Origin of the sequence: Desulfosporosinus lacus DSM 15449 (assembly GCF_900129935.1) — a bacterium.
GTDB lineage: Bacteria > Bacillota > Desulfitobacteriia > Desulfitobacteriales > Desulfitobacteriaceae > Desulfosporosinus > Desulfosporosinus lacus.
The window spans coordinates 65,123-80,278 of sequence record NZ_FQXJ01000014.1 but is presented as its reverse complement, the minus strand read 5'-3'; the positions used below and the strand labels follow the sequence as shown (position 1 = coordinate 80,278).

The following is a 15,156-nucleotide window of genomic DNA, read 5'->3' as shown; positions in this document are numbered from 1 at the left end:
CCGAGTTTGATCTTTGGGTAATTAGAAACATCTGACTTAAGACCCATTAAATGAGTATCTGTACTTTTGGGAATTAGTTGAATCTTTAGGGATTGGTGGTTACCTAGATGTCTGCCCTGTCCCAAATTGAAAGGTGCCTTTCAATTTGGGACAGGCAAATCGGTGACAAAGCCGCTTCAACCTGTGTAACGGTTATTGCCGAATTGAAAAAGTAGAGACCACTCGTCGAATTCGAGTGGTCTCTATTATAAAATGCTATTATTGCATGACTTATCTGTTTTTCATGGCAGCATAGAATTTTGGATAGAAAGGGGATCCTCTATATAATTTAGTTTACTGTACCTTGCGAAGCTAAAGTGTCTATATGTATCATTTTTCCAACGAGTCTTCCAATTTAGCAAATAATAAAATCCGAGAAGCGTCAAAAGAGGAGGGGTGCAATGTTATATGGAAAGTTGAAAGAATATAGGGCCCTGATCACCTTCCCTTCATTGACTGAAGCTTTAGGCGCGGAGAAGGTACTCTCTCGTTATAATTGTCCTTTTGCCAGTATTCCGACGCCCCGTAGCTTACGGTCCGGTTGCAATACGGCTTTGTGTTTTCCGCTGGAGCGAAAATCCCTCGTGGACGATCTCATCGATGACGGGGTAGTGCTTACAGGGATGTATGAAGCACGTGAGGATGGATTTATCTCTTTAGTATGGTAAATAGGAGTAAGTGAGTTAAATATACTAAGGTTTGACTGGTGGTCCAAGGAGACCGCAGTTAGACTTTTAAGTTTGGGTGTTGTCGGATTCTTGATATTCTTTCGACACTTATCTCGCAAAGCATATGGATAGCTCCCTTGCTTGCGTTGCTTGCCGGGGTGTTAACTTCTCTAACGCCTTGCTCCTTATCAAGTGTTCCACTTGTAATAGGCTATGTAGGCGGCACGGGAAACAACGATCCTAAAAAGGCCTTTCGGCTTTCCCTTACCTTTTCGGCAGGCTCAGCAGTCACCTTTACCATATTGGGAACAGTATCTTCACTTGTGGGCAAACTAATGGGAACATCTGCTTCCTGGTGGTATCTTTTGTTGGGGGTACTGATGGCTTTAATGGCCTTGCAAACCTGGGAGATTTACAATTTCATTCCATCAACTACTCTTATTGCCAAGAACACCAGAAGAGGGTATATCGGAGCCTTTATTGCAGGAATATTGGGCGGACTTTTTTCATCCCCCTGTGCAACCCCTGTTCTGATTACCCTTCTTGCGATTGTGGCGGATAAAGGCAGCTTAATCTGGGGGATTGTGTTGTTATTGCTCTATTCTATAGGTCATAGTGCCTTAGTAATTGTAGCAGGAACATCTATCGGGTTTGTAAGAAATATGACATCTAACAATAGGTACGGTACATTCAGCAAAGGGTTGAAGTTCGTTATGGGCAGTGTAATTCTGCTCATTGCCTTTTATATGTTCTATTTAGGATTTTAGAAGATTTGACTTTGAGTATGGAGATTACAGAAACTAGCACTTGTTATTCGTAACAAAAAGAGACCAATTGGTCTCTTCTTGAATGGCAACTAAGCTCCTTTGTTTTTGACTGTTAAAGAAAACCCTTGCAAAGACTTTTCATAGGGTAATCAGACTTCTTGTTTAACGTTATTGGCCAGCTTTGCTCCATGCCGTGTAAGCTCTATTACATTGCCAATTTCGGCCACGAAAATATTTTCCCCAACCAACCACTCAGACTTCGGGATTATGTGATTCAAATTCCGATGGCAGCTTTAGTTGCCGTAATGATTATGTTGATATTACCCACCAAAGCTCTAAAACGTACTAATCTTAATGATTCGGAAAGCATAGAGAACTGACCCTACTAAAAATTGCTTCGTAAGCAGTGTTTATTCGACCCAAATTATTGCTCCGGCACCCTGAGTTAAGCCGCCACAAATAGCACAAGCCGCATAGCCGCCGCCATTTTCTTGGAGATTATAGGCAGCAGTCATCATTATACGTGCACCGCTTGCCGTGTTTGGGTGACCGACAGCGATGGCACTTCCGTTAGGATTGAGCTTTTCCTTAAGCTTTCGATATTGAGTATTATCATTATCCAAGATCGGTTGAGTTGAGGCTTCGTTAACCATCGCCTTGTAGTCACTCTTAAGGAATCGTTCATTGGATAAGAGTTTAAGTGAAACCAAGGGAACGCAGGCAAAGGCCTCATTGATTTCGATCAATTTGATGTCATCCATGGTCATTTTTGCGTCATCCAGACATTTCTTAATGGCAAAAGCAGGGGAGACAGGCATAATTCTTGGTTGCAGGGCAATGGCAGAAATTGCAACCAAGGTATAAAGAATAGGTAACCCCAATTGCTCGGCATTTTCTCTGGTTGTAATTATTTGAGCTGTAGCACCGTCATTCATTCCTGGGGCATTGCCTGCGGTACAGGTTGGGTTGCCGAAAATCGGTTTTAATTTCGCCAGTTTATCCATAGTGATATCAGGACGGTATTGTTCATCAATATCTAAGACTTTAGAGGAGATGACATTTCCTTTTTTGTCCTTTTGAGTTATTTCAAGGGGCTGCATTTCATTTTTAAAAAATCCGCCTTCCCTGGCTTTACCGTATTTTAGATGGCTGTCTAGAGCTAACTCATCTTGTTCTTCGCGGGATACACCATACTCAATGGCTACAAAACCCGAATCGACAGCTACAGGTGCATAATCCTTATAGCCTAGGGGAATAATCGGATCTTCGATCATAAAGGAAGAATGCTTTTTTCCTTCCCAGCGAATGTCTCGGAGTAAAAAAGGAACAGTGCTGAAACTCGTTGACCCTCCGGTCATGACAATCTTCGCTTCCCCCAATTTGATGCTTCGGGCTCCATATTTAACGGTACTCAGGGCAGAGGTGCAAGCTTGGTCATAGGAGAGCGAAGGGGTCTCGGGGGAAATCCCTGCTTTCAGCATTGTTTGACGTGCGACAACGGGTGTAAAGGGATCCTTTGTGCTGCTGGTATCCCCATTACCCCACCATACTTCATCAATTAAAGCCGGATCCAGGTTGATCCTTTCCATTGAGTTTCTCATGGCAATGGCCCCGAGATCGTAAATATCAATATCTTTCATTGAACCACCGAATTTGCCAAAGGGAGTTCTCACGGCACTCACACAAACGATATCATCCTTGCTTTTTTGAAAGCTCATAATAATTCCACCTCGTTATTTTCTTTATTCTAAATTCTAACCGCAAAAATATAATTCGTAGACCCGAAAGGCAGCTTCTCGTACAGGAGTGAACGAATTTCATGGAGAGGCGGAACGGTCCACAAAGCTTGCGTGGGAAGCGGAGCCACTGGTCCCCTCTCGCCATCCATGGCTACGGGGACACTCGGCCATCCATGGCCAGAGGTTCACCTCAGGTATTACCCGGAGGTTTGGCGAAGCTCCCGCGCAAGCGCGTGGGCGAGCCTCGGAATGCTGAGTGACGAAGACACTGTCTTCGCACGAATTAGCTGGTCTTGCAGGATGTACGGGAAGCTGCCCGACCCGAGCGCCCTTTTTGATTCTCTTTATAAAACCCGACCGTAAATTTCAGCATATTGGCCTTTCAATTCAGCTCTAAAGTTGGGATGGGCGATGCTGATAAGTGCTGCGGCTCGTTCTCTTTCAGATTTGCAAAATAAATTAACGGCTCCATATTCAGTAACAACCCAACGAACATCATTACGAGTTGTCGTTACAGGGGTTCCTGGTTTTAGTTGACAGGAAATTCTTGAGATTGTGGCGTTTTTAGCAGTGGATTGGAGGACAATAATGGGTCGACCATTCTTGGAAGCTGCTGCGCCCCGGATAAAGTCTAATTGTCCGCCGATGCCACTGTACTGTTTGGACCCCAGGGCTTCAGCACAAACTTGACCGCTCAAGTCAATTTCTAAGGCAGAATTGATGGCCACCATATTATCATTTTGAGCGATGACACAAGGGTTGTTGACGTAATCAACGGGATGAAATTGAAACATAGGATTTAAATTGATATATTCGTAAACCTTCTTACTCCCTTGAGCAAAGGTTAGAATAATTTTTCCTGGATTTAAGGTTTTTTTAGAGCCATTAACGATTCCGGACTCAATAAGATCAATAAGACCATCGGAAATCATTTCCGTGTGAATGCCCAGGTCACGTTTATCCTTGAGGTAATAAAGTATGGCATCCGGTATAGTTCCGGCGCCCATTTGGAGAGTATCGCCATTTTTAATAAGTTTAGCTACATTTCGACCAATGGCTTGAGTAACTTCATCCATGGTTGCAAAACGAGTGAGTTCCAAAATAGGGCCATGGTTTTCTACAATGTAATCAAGATCACTGACATGAACAAAGGTATCTCCATAGGTACGTGGGACATTTGGATTGACTTCAGCGATGACTGTCTTCGCACATTTTACTAACTCTTTCGAGTGATCAACTGACATTCCCAGACTGCAGTAGCCATGTTCATCAGGCGGGCTAACCATCGTGATAAAGACATCAGATCCTAAATAACCTTCGCGAAAAGCCCGAGGGAACTCATGGAACATCAGCGGGAAGAAGGTCCCACGGTTTTCCCAGATTGATTTTCGGGTATTTGCACCGACAAACATGGATTTCAAGATAAAATGACCTGCCATTTCAGGTTTGCAGTAAGGTGAACTACCAAGGGCAACCCCTTGGATTATGGTGACATTTTCCAACTCAAGGTAACGTTTGGCTAGAGCATTGACAAGTAGTTCTGATTCGCTTGCTGCATGACCGGGTATAACGAAATCACCTGACTTAACGACTTTTACTGCTTCATCAGCAGTTGTTAAGCGGCTCTTATACGTTTCTCTCCAATCCATTGGGAAGACACTCCTTTCAAAATATAAGAATTTGGGCTAAACTATCTATAAGCAAAAATCATGCCAAATACATGTGTAAGATACAAATAGAAGTTAGAAGTCTAATCTGCCGTTTGAATGGATAATCATAATCTTACTCAGAGAGAATATATAGTAAAATTACGACGCTTTATGTTGTGTTTTTACTATATATGTAATAAATGCAACACATTTAACAATGACAGTAAATCAATATCACATGTGTTGTTCAATTCTTTATTATAATTTATAATTATTTATACTTTATAATTTTTTCTGTCCGTGAATTATTTTAATTAATAGAAGGGTGAAATTAATGATTGAGACAAAAAGTTCTATTAAAAGTAACTCATATTCCCTTCAAGAAGTCATGGATAATTCTTATGATTCAATTTTTGTTACCGATGCCACGGGGAATATTTTAATGGTAAATCCGACAGCCGAACGACTTCTGAACTTACCAACGACGAAAATGGTCGGTAAAAATATCAGAGAACTTGTTGAAGAAGGTTATTGGGATAAATCAATTGCTCTGGAAGCCATTGAGAAGAGGACAACAGTGACTGGAGTAATCAAAACCCGGGATGGTTTAAATCTGATGTGCACCAGCCGGCCGTTACTTGATACTCATGGAAACATTACGATGGTTATCAGTAATAGCCGGGATCAGGATACGCTTGTGAAATTAGCTCAGACTCTGGACAAAGAGCGGGAACTTGTTCAACGCTATAAAGATGAAGTTCAATATTTAAGGGATCAAGGTTTTAAGAACCGGCATTTAGTTGCTGAGAGTCTGGCAATGAAAAACTTACTGCTTGAAGCGAATTCGGTAGGACCAACAGAAACATCTGTCCTCTTATACGGCCAATCTGGTACAGGTAAAGAAATACTGGCAAAGTATCTATATAGTATCAGTGGCCGATCGAAAGAAGCCTTTATCACGGTGAATTGTTCAGCGATTCCCGAAAACTTAATTGAAGCTGAATTGTTCGGTTATGAAAAGGGATCCTTTACGGGTGCGGATGCCAAGGGAAAACCGGGATTATTTGAACTGGCCGATAAGGGGACGATCTTCCTTGATGAGATTGGTGAGATGCCGCTTATCCTTCAGGCAAAATTATTGCGTGTCTTAGAGGACGGCGAAGTGAGAAGAATAGGGGGAACTACTTCAAAAAAAGTAAACTTTCGCTTAATTTCTGCGACAAATCGTGATTTGAAAGTGATGGTTGCGGGTAAAACCTTTCGGGAAGATCTCTTTTACCGGATTAATGTCGTTCCTCTTCATTTAACTCCTCTGCGCGAACGTCCCGAGGACATTATGACTATGAGTAATATCTTCTTAGAAGAATTAAATAAAAAGTATGGGTACGACAAGGTGTTTTCAGCTGAAACCCTCCAAGGATTTCTGAACTATAGTTGGCCTGGAAATGTCCGCGAACTTCGCAATTTGATTGAACGCTTAGCGATAACAACCAGGGGCCGGGTGATCGATTATCAGGTTGAAGAAATGACAAATTTAGCGCGAAATATTGTGACTAACCTAAATCATCAAGAAAACGGGAGCTTTCGTATTACTGTAAGTTCAAAAGCCCCACTCAAGAAGACGATGGATCAAGTCGAGAAGGAATATATCAAAAATATTTTACATGAATGTAATGGATGCGTAAGTGAAGCAGCGAGGATACTATGCGTTGACCGCTCAGCAATCTACAGAAAGGTTCAAGTGGTCAATCTAAGGAATCAGGAATAAAAAGTTGAATATGAATATGAATCAAAGCCTCTTCAGCAGTTCAGTTTGAAGAGGCTTTGATTTTGTCTTTCATCCTTTTAGTTGTAAAAATAATATATATAGTAAATCTACAATATAAATTATAGCGAATTTGCTATATACGAAGAGTTTATGCCATGAAGACTTACTTCAAGATTCCTAAAAACTCTTTACAAATCGAACATAAATACTCGTTTATCATCTGGCATGTTTTTTGCGTGTGTTAAAAATATGACCCATAAGATGTTGGAGAGGTAGCTCTGAACAAAAAAGTATGTAGAGAAAGGTGTTGTTTGTTTATGGCAAGATTTGATGGAAGAATTGCCTTAATTACCGGTGGAGCCAAAGGGATCGGGGAGTCGATTGTGAGGAAGTTTTATGCTGAGGGAGCAAAGGTTGTGATTATTGATGTCGATGCGGCCGGAGCTCAACAATTGGCGCTCGAACTTGACCCCAGCGGCGAAAAGGCTATTGGTCTGGGATGTAATATTGTCAATCGACCTGAGGTGAAAGCTGCTTTCGAAGTGATTGCAGATAAGTTTGGTACGGTGGATATCCTTGTGAATAATGCCGGAATTACGCGAGATGCCATATTTCATAAAATGACAGAGCAACAATGGGATGATGTGATCGCCGTGAATGGTAAAGGTTTATTTAACTGCACACAAGAAGCTTGGCTGATTATGAAAGATAAGAAATACGGAAAAATTTGCAATTTGTCTTCGACGAATTCCAGCGGCGAAGCCGGACAGGCTAATTATTCTTTTACCAAAGCGGGTATTATTGCTGTGACGAAGAGTCTGGCCAGAGAAGGCGGAAGATATAATATCAACGTTAACTGTGTACGACCCGGTGTGATTGATACTGAGATGATGCGTGCTGTGCCGAAGAATGTGCTTGAGGATTTGGTCAACAAGACCGCATTTAAGAGAATGGGGAAACCGTCGGAAGTAGCTGACGCCGTCGCTTATTTGTGCAGTGATGAAGCCTCCTGGGTTACAGGTGAGGAACTTTTGGTGGCCGGCGGCTACATGTACAGATAGCTCGGGGTACTAACGGCAAGCCGACAGTATAGCGGCGAGGAGGAATAGTGTTGCAAGAGGTTGTTATAGTCAGTGGGGTTCGTACTCCCATCGCCTCATTCGGTGGTGCCCTGAAAGGGTATGGAGCCACAAATTTAGGGGCGCTGGTTATTAAAGAAGCGGTTCGCAGGGCAGGGATTCAAGGAGAGCAAGTGGATGAAGTCATCATGGGAAATGTTTTGCAAGCCGGGCTGGGTCAGAATCCCGCCCGCCAGGCAGCCTTAAAAGCAGGGCTGCCTGTGGAAACGACTGCGCAAACCATTAATGTGGTTTGCGGTTCGGGACTTAAATCGGTTGTTTCTGCGGCTCAGGCCATTATGGCCGGAGATGCAGATATTGTTGTAGCAGGCGGGATGGAAATCATGTCGGATGCCCCCTTTGTCTTAGATCAAGCCAGATGGGGCCAACGCATGGGCAACGGCACAATTGTAGACAGCATGATCAAGGATGGTCTGTGGTGTGCCTTTAATGATTACCATATGGGTATTACTGCGGAGAATGTCGCTGAAAGATTTGGCATTGGCCGCGTGGAGCAGGATGAGTTTGCAGCTGGGAGCCAGGAAAAGGCTGTGGCTGCAATTGAAAAAGGACGGTTTGCGGAAGAGATCGTACCGGTGGTTATTCCGAAAAGGAAAGGGGAACCGATTATTTTCGACACCGATGAACACCCCCGGACGGGAACAACGGTGGAAACTTTAGCGAAGTTAAGACCCGCTTTCAAAACAGACGGTACGGTAACCGCCGGCAATGCTTCCGGCATTAATGATGCGGCGGCGGCCTGTGTCATGATGAGTAAAGAGAAAGCTGATTCCTTAGGGCTCGCTTATCTTGCGGTATTGAAAGGATATGGAATGGCAGGGGTGGATCCGGCTATTATGGGAGTTGGACCGGTCAACGCCGTGAAAAAGGCTTTGCAGAAAGCAGACATCAGGATGGAAGAGCTTGATCTTATTGAAGCCAATGAAGCCTTTGCCTCCCAGACCTTAGCAGTAGCCAAGGAATTAGGATTTCCACCAAAGAAAGTGAATGTCAATGGAGGCGCCATTGCATTAGGGCATCCGATTGGTGCCAGCGGCACCCGGATTCTCGTTACTTTACTGTATGAGATGAAGAAAAGAAACGATAAACTCGGCCTGGCGACCCTTTGTATCGGCGGCGGGCAGGGGATTGCCGTTGTGGTTGAGCGCTAGCGGATAAAATCAAAACAGGATTTGCGTCAACTAAAAGGCGCAAATCCTGATAGAAAGCATAATACGTTTGATATACGAAGGAGTGGGGAATATGCCATTACAACAATTAGATGCAATTACTTTTGATGAGATAGTTTATGATAAGGGGAAGCCTTGTTTGGTTATTTTTTCAAGAAAAACCTGTCACGTTTGCAAACAAGTTGTGCCGCTATTGGAAGAATTACAACCGAAATATGAAGGTGTATTTGGTTTCTATTATGTCGATATAGAAGAAAATGCCGGTTTATTTCAGCGGTTCTCCTTAAAAGGTGTGCCGCAAATTCTCTATTTTAATGAAGGGGAATTCCAGGGAAAACAAGCCGGACTCGTGGATGAGGAAAAAGTGGAAGAAAAAATTGCAGCAGTCCAAGAAGTTTAATGAAAAAGGAGTAGAGTGAAATGGAAGACGCCAATAATTCTTATGACTTGATCATCATTGGCGGCGGACCTGCCGGCCTTTCTGCAGCGATTTACGGCGGCAGAGCGAAACTCAAGACCCTTCTCATTAATAAGGGGACGCTGGGGGGAATGGCTGATACGACCCGGGAAATTGTGAATTATCCGGGAACTATCAAGGTCAGCGGCCCGGATCTCATGGGTGATTTTGCCAAGCATGCTGAAAGCTTTGGCGTTGAGTTTTTAAAAGATGAGGTTGTCGGTACGGATTTTGCCGGGGAACGAAAAAAGGTGACCACGAAAAAGAAGAAAGAATTCTTTGCTAAGGCAGTAATTATTGCTGTCGGTAATGAACCGAGACTTCTGGACATCCCGGGGGAAAAGGAACTTCAAGGCAGCGGGGTTGCCTATTGCGCAACTTGTGATGCGGAGTTTTTCGAAGGAGAAGATGTCGTTGTCATCGGAAGCGGAGACCAGGCCATCGAAGAAGGCATGTATATTGCTAAGTTTGCGCGAAAAGTAACCGTTATTGTACTTCACGATGAAGGGATTTTAGATTGCAATAAAGTCAGTGCCGAAGGCGCGTTGAGGCACAAAAAGATGGAATTTGTCTGGAATTCTACGATTGAAGAAGTCTTGGGAGAAGAGAGCGTCAAAGGGGTAAAAATCAGAAATATCAAAACAGGGGAATTAACTGAACTTCCTTGTCAGGGTGTATTCTTCTTTGTGGGCATGATTCCTTCCACGCAGTTTTTAAAAGCAAGTGGACTGGAAATGGACGAAAGAGGATATATTCCTGTCAGCGAACAGATGGAAACGAACTTGGAAGGTGTTTATGCCGTAGGAGATAATCGCAGGAAATATTTGAGACAAGTGGTTACGGCAGCAAGCGACGGCGCAACAGCGGCAGTAGCGGCCGAACGATATATCGAAGAGCAGGATTCCTTTCAACTGAACGTTTTGCAAAGTGAGAAAAAAGTATTACTCCTCTTCTTTGACGCTTTCAATCAGGAGAGCCTGGAATTCAGCACCTCATTGGAAGAAGTCAACCTGGAACTCCAGGAAAGCTACAAGATCGTCAAAATAGATATGGCTACCAAGAAGAATTTGGCACTTAAATATCAGATTGACAAGGTGCCGTCCGTGGTGTTGCTGGAGAAAGGGCGGGAAATTAAGCGCCTGAATTGTTGCACAGGTAAAGACAAGCTAAAATCTCAATTATAAAATATCGATGGGGATAACGGTATTAATAGTCCGCCCTGTCCATCGGGGCTATACAATGGTATTCTACATGACGGATTATCATAATATTTGGATATACCTAAAGTTTGGAAGTGCGTTTGAGTTATAGAGTAAACAGCAGAATAGGGAAGGAGATACTTGAAATGCGGACATTGAAAGGAAAATACGCAGTAGTAACCGGAGCCGGTAAAGGGATCGGTGCGGCTATCGCCAAACGCTTCATTGAAGACGAAGCTGCGGGTGTCGCCATATTGGAATACGATTACGAGCTTGCCAAAAGAACTGCGGCAGAAATAGACCCCTCCGGAGAAAGAGTGCTGGCTGTAAAATGCGACGTGGGAAGCGAGGCGCAGGTCGCAGAAGCGATCAAAACGGTAGTGGAAAAATTCGGGACCATCGATATCCTGGTCAATAACGCCGGGATCACAAGGGACGCAATCTTCCACAAGATGACAGACGAAGCATGGCATGCGGTGTTAAACGTAAACTTGAACGGTACCTACTATACCTGCAAATATGTTTTTCCGATAATGCGTGAGAAGTGCTACGGCAGGATTGTGAATATTTCCTCAACTTCCGCCTTTGGGAACCCGGGGCAGGCGAACTATGCAGCGTCGAAAGGAGCGGTAATCAGTTTTACGAAGACGCTGGCCAAAGAAGGCGGGCCCAAAAATGTTACGGTCAATTGCATCGCACCGGGGTTTGTCAATACGGATATGGCCAACGAAGTGCCGCCGGAGATCTTAGCTGAACAGATCAGGCAGATCCCGTTAAAGAGGCTGGGAGAACCGGAAGATATCGCCTCAGTTGCGGCATTTCTCGGGAGTGACGACGCGAGCTACGTGTCTGGACAGTGCATTGTGGTCAGCGGCGGATCGAGATAAAGAATAAGATGGGATGAACATCAACAAAAAACAAGCGTCCTCACGCACTTTGATAGTGTAATGAGGACGCTTTTTGATGGTTGTAACCACTTAGTATTTTGGAGACTGAGTTTTCACATGCCCCTTTTATCTTAAGCGTTAGTCCAACATTAATCATTAATTATCCGAAAATATCCGCATGAAATTTGTAAGAAACTTTGGACGATATTGGTTCTTTTTATAAATTAAGCATATATCCAAATTAATTTGAAAATCATCCAATAATAGTATTTTTATTTGAGGATTTTCATTTAACTTCCATGTACTAATGTAAGGTTCAGGAATAATTGTAATTCCAAGGCCTAATTCTACTAATTTAAGGGCAATATCCTGAGTGTCTACAGAGTAAATACTATCCCTTTTTATAGCATCTCCTAATAAGCTGAAAATCTCTTCCCGATAAACCCCTTGACGCCGCAAAATTATTCGTTCATCCAATAGCTGGTTGAGTGAAATTTTATCTTGTTTTGCAAAGGGATGATTATATGAAACAATTGCTACAGAGCTTACGTTCGATAATACTTTGCATTGCATATCGGATAATTCAATGACTGATTTTATTCTACTGTTCACAGAAATTAAAGCTACATCAACACTACCATTAAGAAGGCATTCAATAAGTTCTAATGTTCCGCTTTCAACCATTTCAACTCGAATGTCGGGACAAATTTTTGCAAATTCCATCAATTTATTAGGCACTATATCAAGCGTTGTAACAGAAACAAAACCGAGTTTGATAAATCCGACTTCCGGATTAACTATTTCAGAAATAGCATTTTCCATGCTGCTAACAGCTTCAAGGACTGCTTTGACTAAGGGTAAAAGTTGTTTACCTTCCGAAGTTAAGGCGATTTTTCTTCCTTGCTTCTCAAATAATGGTAACCCAATTTCTTTTTGAAATTCATTAATTTGCTGGCTTATTGAAGGTTCACTTATAAAAAGCTTGGCTGCCGCTTCTCTCATTGTTCCATACTTAACGATAGATTCAAAATAGCGAAGCTGCCGCATTTCCATCCAATCACCTCGTTTAATTGATAGCTAAAGCTTATCAATCATTCTAAATCGTTAATTATCACCTCAGATTAACTATAGTATAATTCATTTAAAGAAAATTGGAAATACAATTCAAAAATAAGGGTTTTCACTAAAATCATGATTATGTTTGCTCTTTACTATAAAAGTTTACCGGTGAAGGATAAAGGATCTAAAAGGAGAGGGATACAATGTCGTGGAGGATAATTCCTTTGGAACTTGGCCGTCTTAGTGTGTTTGCCAAGGTTTTGGCATGGGATGAAAATTTGAACAATGAAGGGGATACAAGGAGAACACAAGTGCCCCTGATTGGTTGGTTACTCATCAATGACCAAACCGGAGAGAAGCTATTGGTTGATAGTGGGGGAGGCGAGGATGAGGAATTTGGGAGAAAATATCATAACCCGCTAATCTGTAAAACAGAGAATCATCTAGATGTAGCTTTAAAGAAGTTCAACACAACCGTAGATGAAATAAAAACAGTGATTTTGACCCATCTGCATTGGGATCATGCCTGGGGTGTCTTCAAATTGCCTCAAGCTAAAGTAATCGTACAGAAAGCCGAATTACAATATGCTGTGGCGCCGGATGCCAAATTTATTAGAGTATATGAGTTGGATCTTTCGCACCAGATCCCATATTTCATGAGATATTTCAATCATATTCAAACGGTTTCCGGTGATGTGGATTTTGCAGACGGAATTAAGTTATTGTTTTTGCCCGGACATTCAGCAGGTTCACAGGGTGTGATGGTTGATACAAGTAATGGTAAATATATAATTCCCGGTGACTTAGTCAATATAAAGAAGAATTGGGAAGAAAATCTTCCGCCGGGAATTCACACTGATCTGGAGACTTGCTATGCGAGTATGAAAAAGTTACGGGAGATTGCTGCTGAAAATAAGGCAACCGTACTGTACGATCATGATATTGCTGCGTTTGAACAATTAAAACATATGCTTTAAAGACAAATGAAGAGTGGTTTGATGCTGAGTATCTTCGTTGATAGGAACCTAGGATTACTATTGATGAATTTATTATAGATAAAACAAGTTTGCTTTTAAAAACAGAAAGGTGGTGTATGGTGAGATAAATTTAGTTCTCTTAATTGGGCGGCCGACCTATAGGAGAGCGCTTATCAATGTTAAACAAACTAAACAGATAAAGTGCGTATCTGTACTTTGAAAATTTAAAATTAAGTAGTGAGTGCTCATTCTTCTAATGTAGAGGGAGGAAATTTATGAACACACAACTTGAAGGTAAAACCGTATCCGGAATTTCCCAGAACCTAAAACTGTCTAATACTCATTACTTTATTATTATTTGTGCAGCGCTGGGTTTTTTTGTTGACTCGCTTGATTTGTATATCGTAGCTTATGCAATGCCTTTTATGGTAACTGAGTGGAAGATTGACGCCATTACTAATGGTGTTTTAGCTTCAGCCGGTATCTGGGGTGCGCTTATCGGATCTTTAGCATGGGGACCTATTTCAGACAAAATAGGACGAAAATGGTCCCTCGTTCTAACAATAGCTGGATTCTCAGTACTTACCGGAGCAATTTATTTCACAACAAATACAACCCAATTTATGGTTATTCGCTTTGCATCCGGCTTTTTCTTGGGTGGCGCAATACCCATCGCAGGTGTTTTCACCTCGGAAATTGCACCTTTTGCAATTCGGGGAAAATTAACATCTGTCTTAGGTTGTTTTTTCCCAGCCGGTTTATTGGGCGCTTCGCTGATATCTCTTTTTATTGCCCCGGTTTTTGGTTGGAGAGCGATGTTTATCGTTGGAGCGGTACCAATTATCTTAGCATTTGCATGTATCAAATTACCTGAATCACCACTTTGGCTGGCTGCTAAAGGGCGTCAAGAAGAGGCGGTTGCAGTATTAAGGCGCTTAGGCGCAAGTGAAGAAGATTTAAATCAGGTAATTATAGAAAAAGCCAAGGATGAGCAAGAGAAAAAAACAAAGAAAGTTTCCCCAGCAGTACTTTTTGGACCTAAATATAGAAAACGCTTTGCTTTTACGACTTCTTTCTATTTCTTTACGAATCTGGCCTATTTTGGCTTTGCAATGTGGCTGCCCTCCCTCTTGAATACCGTATATGGAATACCTAAAACCGAAACATTTAAGCTTACCCTGGCAGTAGCCTGTGTGGCCATATTAGGCAGAGCATATTCAGCTTGGGCGATTGAAAAGTTCGGACGAAAGACCATGGCTTATGTGGGTTACGGTGTTGCCGGAGCGGCTTCCATAGCCGTTATGTTCGTTAACAATGTAACTCTCTTAGTAGCTATACTTATTATTATGCCTTTCTTTTATGAGCAAGGTGCAGGACTCACCGTATCATGGGTTCCGGAACTCTACCCGCCTGAAATAAGGGCTACGGCTAATGCCTGGTCAAACTCGGCTGGAAGAATTAGTTCAGCCTGCGCTCCGATCCTCTTTGGATATATTATATCAACAGGTGCAGTTTTTGGAATTTATTTAGTGATGGCGGGATGTTTCTGGTTGTTATGCTTGTTGTCTAAAACCATAGGTATTGAAACAAAAGGCAAAACATTGGAAGAAATTGAAGCAGCGTAGAGTTTTGTAAAGCA

Annotated in this window: 15 protein-coding genes; 12 read left to right on the top strand and 3 right to left on the bottom strand. The window is 42.4% G+C overall.

What is annotated here, in order from left to right; translation table 11 throughout:
• The first annotated feature begins 440 nt into the window (after positions 1 to 440).
• The 3 genes from BUB11_RS17635 (at position 441) to BUB11_RS28045 (ending at position 1,854) form a co-directional block, all read left to right on the top strand.
• Positions 441 to 707: a putative Se/S carrier protein gene (locus BUB11_RS17635; RefSeq protein WP_073031075.1), complete on the top strand. Its 267-nt coding sequence runs from the start codon at positions 441 to 443 to the stop codon at positions 705 to 707.
• Positions 708 to 844: 137 nt separating this feature from the next.
• On the top strand, positions 845 to 1,474 hold the full coding sequence (locus BUB11_RS17630) for a cytochrome c biogenesis CcdA family protein (RefSeq protein WP_242947592.1): 630 nt from the start codon (positions 845 to 847) through the stop codon (positions 1,472 to 1,474).
• A 188-nt stretch (positions 1,475 to 1,662) separates the two neighbouring features.
• On the top strand, positions 1,663 to 1,854 hold the full coding sequence (locus BUB11_RS28045; RefSeq protein WP_207650046.1) for a hypothetical protein: 192 nt from the start codon (positions 1,663 to 1,665) through the stop codon (positions 1,852 to 1,854).
• 30 nt (positions 1,855 to 1,884) lie between these two features.
• On the opposite strand, the gene BUB11_RS17625 is transcribed toward BUB11_RS28045, so the two are convergent.
• Entirely contained in the window at positions 1,885 to 3,192 is a 1,308-nt protein-coding gene (locus BUB11_RS17625; protein WP_073031073.1) for a thiolase family protein, read from the bottom strand.
• Positions 3,193 to 3,293: 101 nt separating this feature from the next.
• Here BUB11_RS17625 and BUB11_RS28040 point away from each other — a divergent pair, with 101 nt between their 5' ends.
• Positions 3,294 to 3,473: a hypothetical protein gene (locus tag BUB11_RS28040; RefSeq protein ID WP_207650045.1), complete on the top strand. Its 180-nt coding sequence runs from the start codon at positions 3,294 to 3,296 to the stop codon at positions 3,471 to 3,473.
• An 84-nt stretch (positions 3,474 to 3,557) separates the two neighbouring features.
• On the opposite strand, the gene BUB11_RS17620 is transcribed toward BUB11_RS28040, so the two are convergent.
• Entirely contained in the window at positions 3,558 to 4,862 is a 1,305-nt protein-coding gene (locus BUB11_RS17620; protein ID WP_073031072.1) for an acetyl-CoA hydrolase/transferase family protein, read from the bottom strand.
• Positions 4,863 to 5,196: 334 nt separating this feature from the next.
• On the opposite strand from BUB11_RS17620, the gene BUB11_RS17615 reads away from it, so the two are divergent.
• From BUB11_RS17615 to fabG, 6 genes are all read left to right on the top strand, one after another.
• Complete coding sequence (locus tag BUB11_RS17615) at positions 5,197 to 6,630, top strand: sigma-54 interaction domain-containing protein (RefSeq protein WP_073031071.1); 1,434 nt, start codon at positions 5,197 to 5,199, stop codon at positions 6,628 to 6,630.
• Between the two features lie 317 nt (positions 6,631 to 6,947).
• Entirely contained in the window at positions 6,948 to 7,691 is a 744-nt protein-coding gene (locus tag BUB11_RS17610; RefSeq protein WP_073031070.1) for a glucose 1-dehydrogenase, read from the top strand.
• 50 nt (positions 7,692 to 7,741) lie between these two features.
• Positions 7,742 to 8,920: an acetyl-CoA C-acetyltransferase gene (locus BUB11_RS17605; RefSeq protein ID WP_073031069.1), complete on the top strand. Its 1,179-nt coding sequence runs from the start codon at positions 7,742 to 7,744 to the stop codon at positions 8,918 to 8,920.
• A 91-nt stretch (positions 8,921 to 9,011) separates the two neighbouring features.
• Positions 9,012 to 9,338, top strand: coding sequence for a thioredoxin family protein (locus tag BUB11_RS17600; RefSeq protein ID WP_073031068.1), 327 nt, complete (start codon positions 9,012 to 9,014; stop codon positions 9,336 to 9,338).
• A 20-nt stretch (positions 9,339 to 9,358) separates the two neighbouring features.
• Positions 9,359 to 10,579: an FAD-dependent oxidoreductase gene (locus BUB11_RS17595; protein ID WP_073031067.1), complete on the top strand. Its 1,221-nt coding sequence runs from the start codon at positions 9,359 to 9,361 to the stop codon at positions 10,577 to 10,579.
• Between the two features lie 110 nt (positions 10,580 to 10,689).
• The gene (gene fabG / locus BUB11_RS17590) at positions 10,690 to 11,481 is read left to right on the top strand and encodes a 3-oxoacyl-ACP reductase FabG (RefSeq protein ID WP_242947601.1); all 792 of its coding nucleotides are present in this window, start codon (positions 10,690 to 10,692) and stop codon (positions 11,479 to 11,481) included.
• 156 nt (positions 11,482 to 11,637) lie between these two features.
• On the opposite strand, the gene BUB11_RS17585 is transcribed toward fabG, so the two are convergent.
• Complete coding sequence (locus BUB11_RS17585) at positions 11,638 to 12,534, bottom strand: LysR family transcriptional regulator (protein WP_073031065.1); 897 nt, start codon at positions 12,532 to 12,534, stop codon at positions 11,638 to 11,640.
• Between the two features lie 209 nt (positions 12,535 to 12,743).
• Here BUB11_RS17585 and BUB11_RS17580 point away from each other — a divergent pair, with 209 nt between their 5' ends.
• Entirely contained in the window at positions 12,744 to 13,517 is a 774-nt protein-coding gene (locus tag BUB11_RS17580) for an N-acyl homoserine lactonase family protein (RefSeq protein ID WP_084110374.1), read from the top strand.
• Positions 13,518 to 13,792: 275 nt separating this feature from the next.
• Complete coding sequence (locus tag BUB11_RS17575; protein ID WP_073031063.1) at positions 13,793 to 15,142, top strand: MFS transporter; 1,350 nt, start codon at positions 13,793 to 13,795, stop codon at positions 15,140 to 15,142.
• Positions 15,143 to 15,156 lie beyond the last annotated feature (14 nt).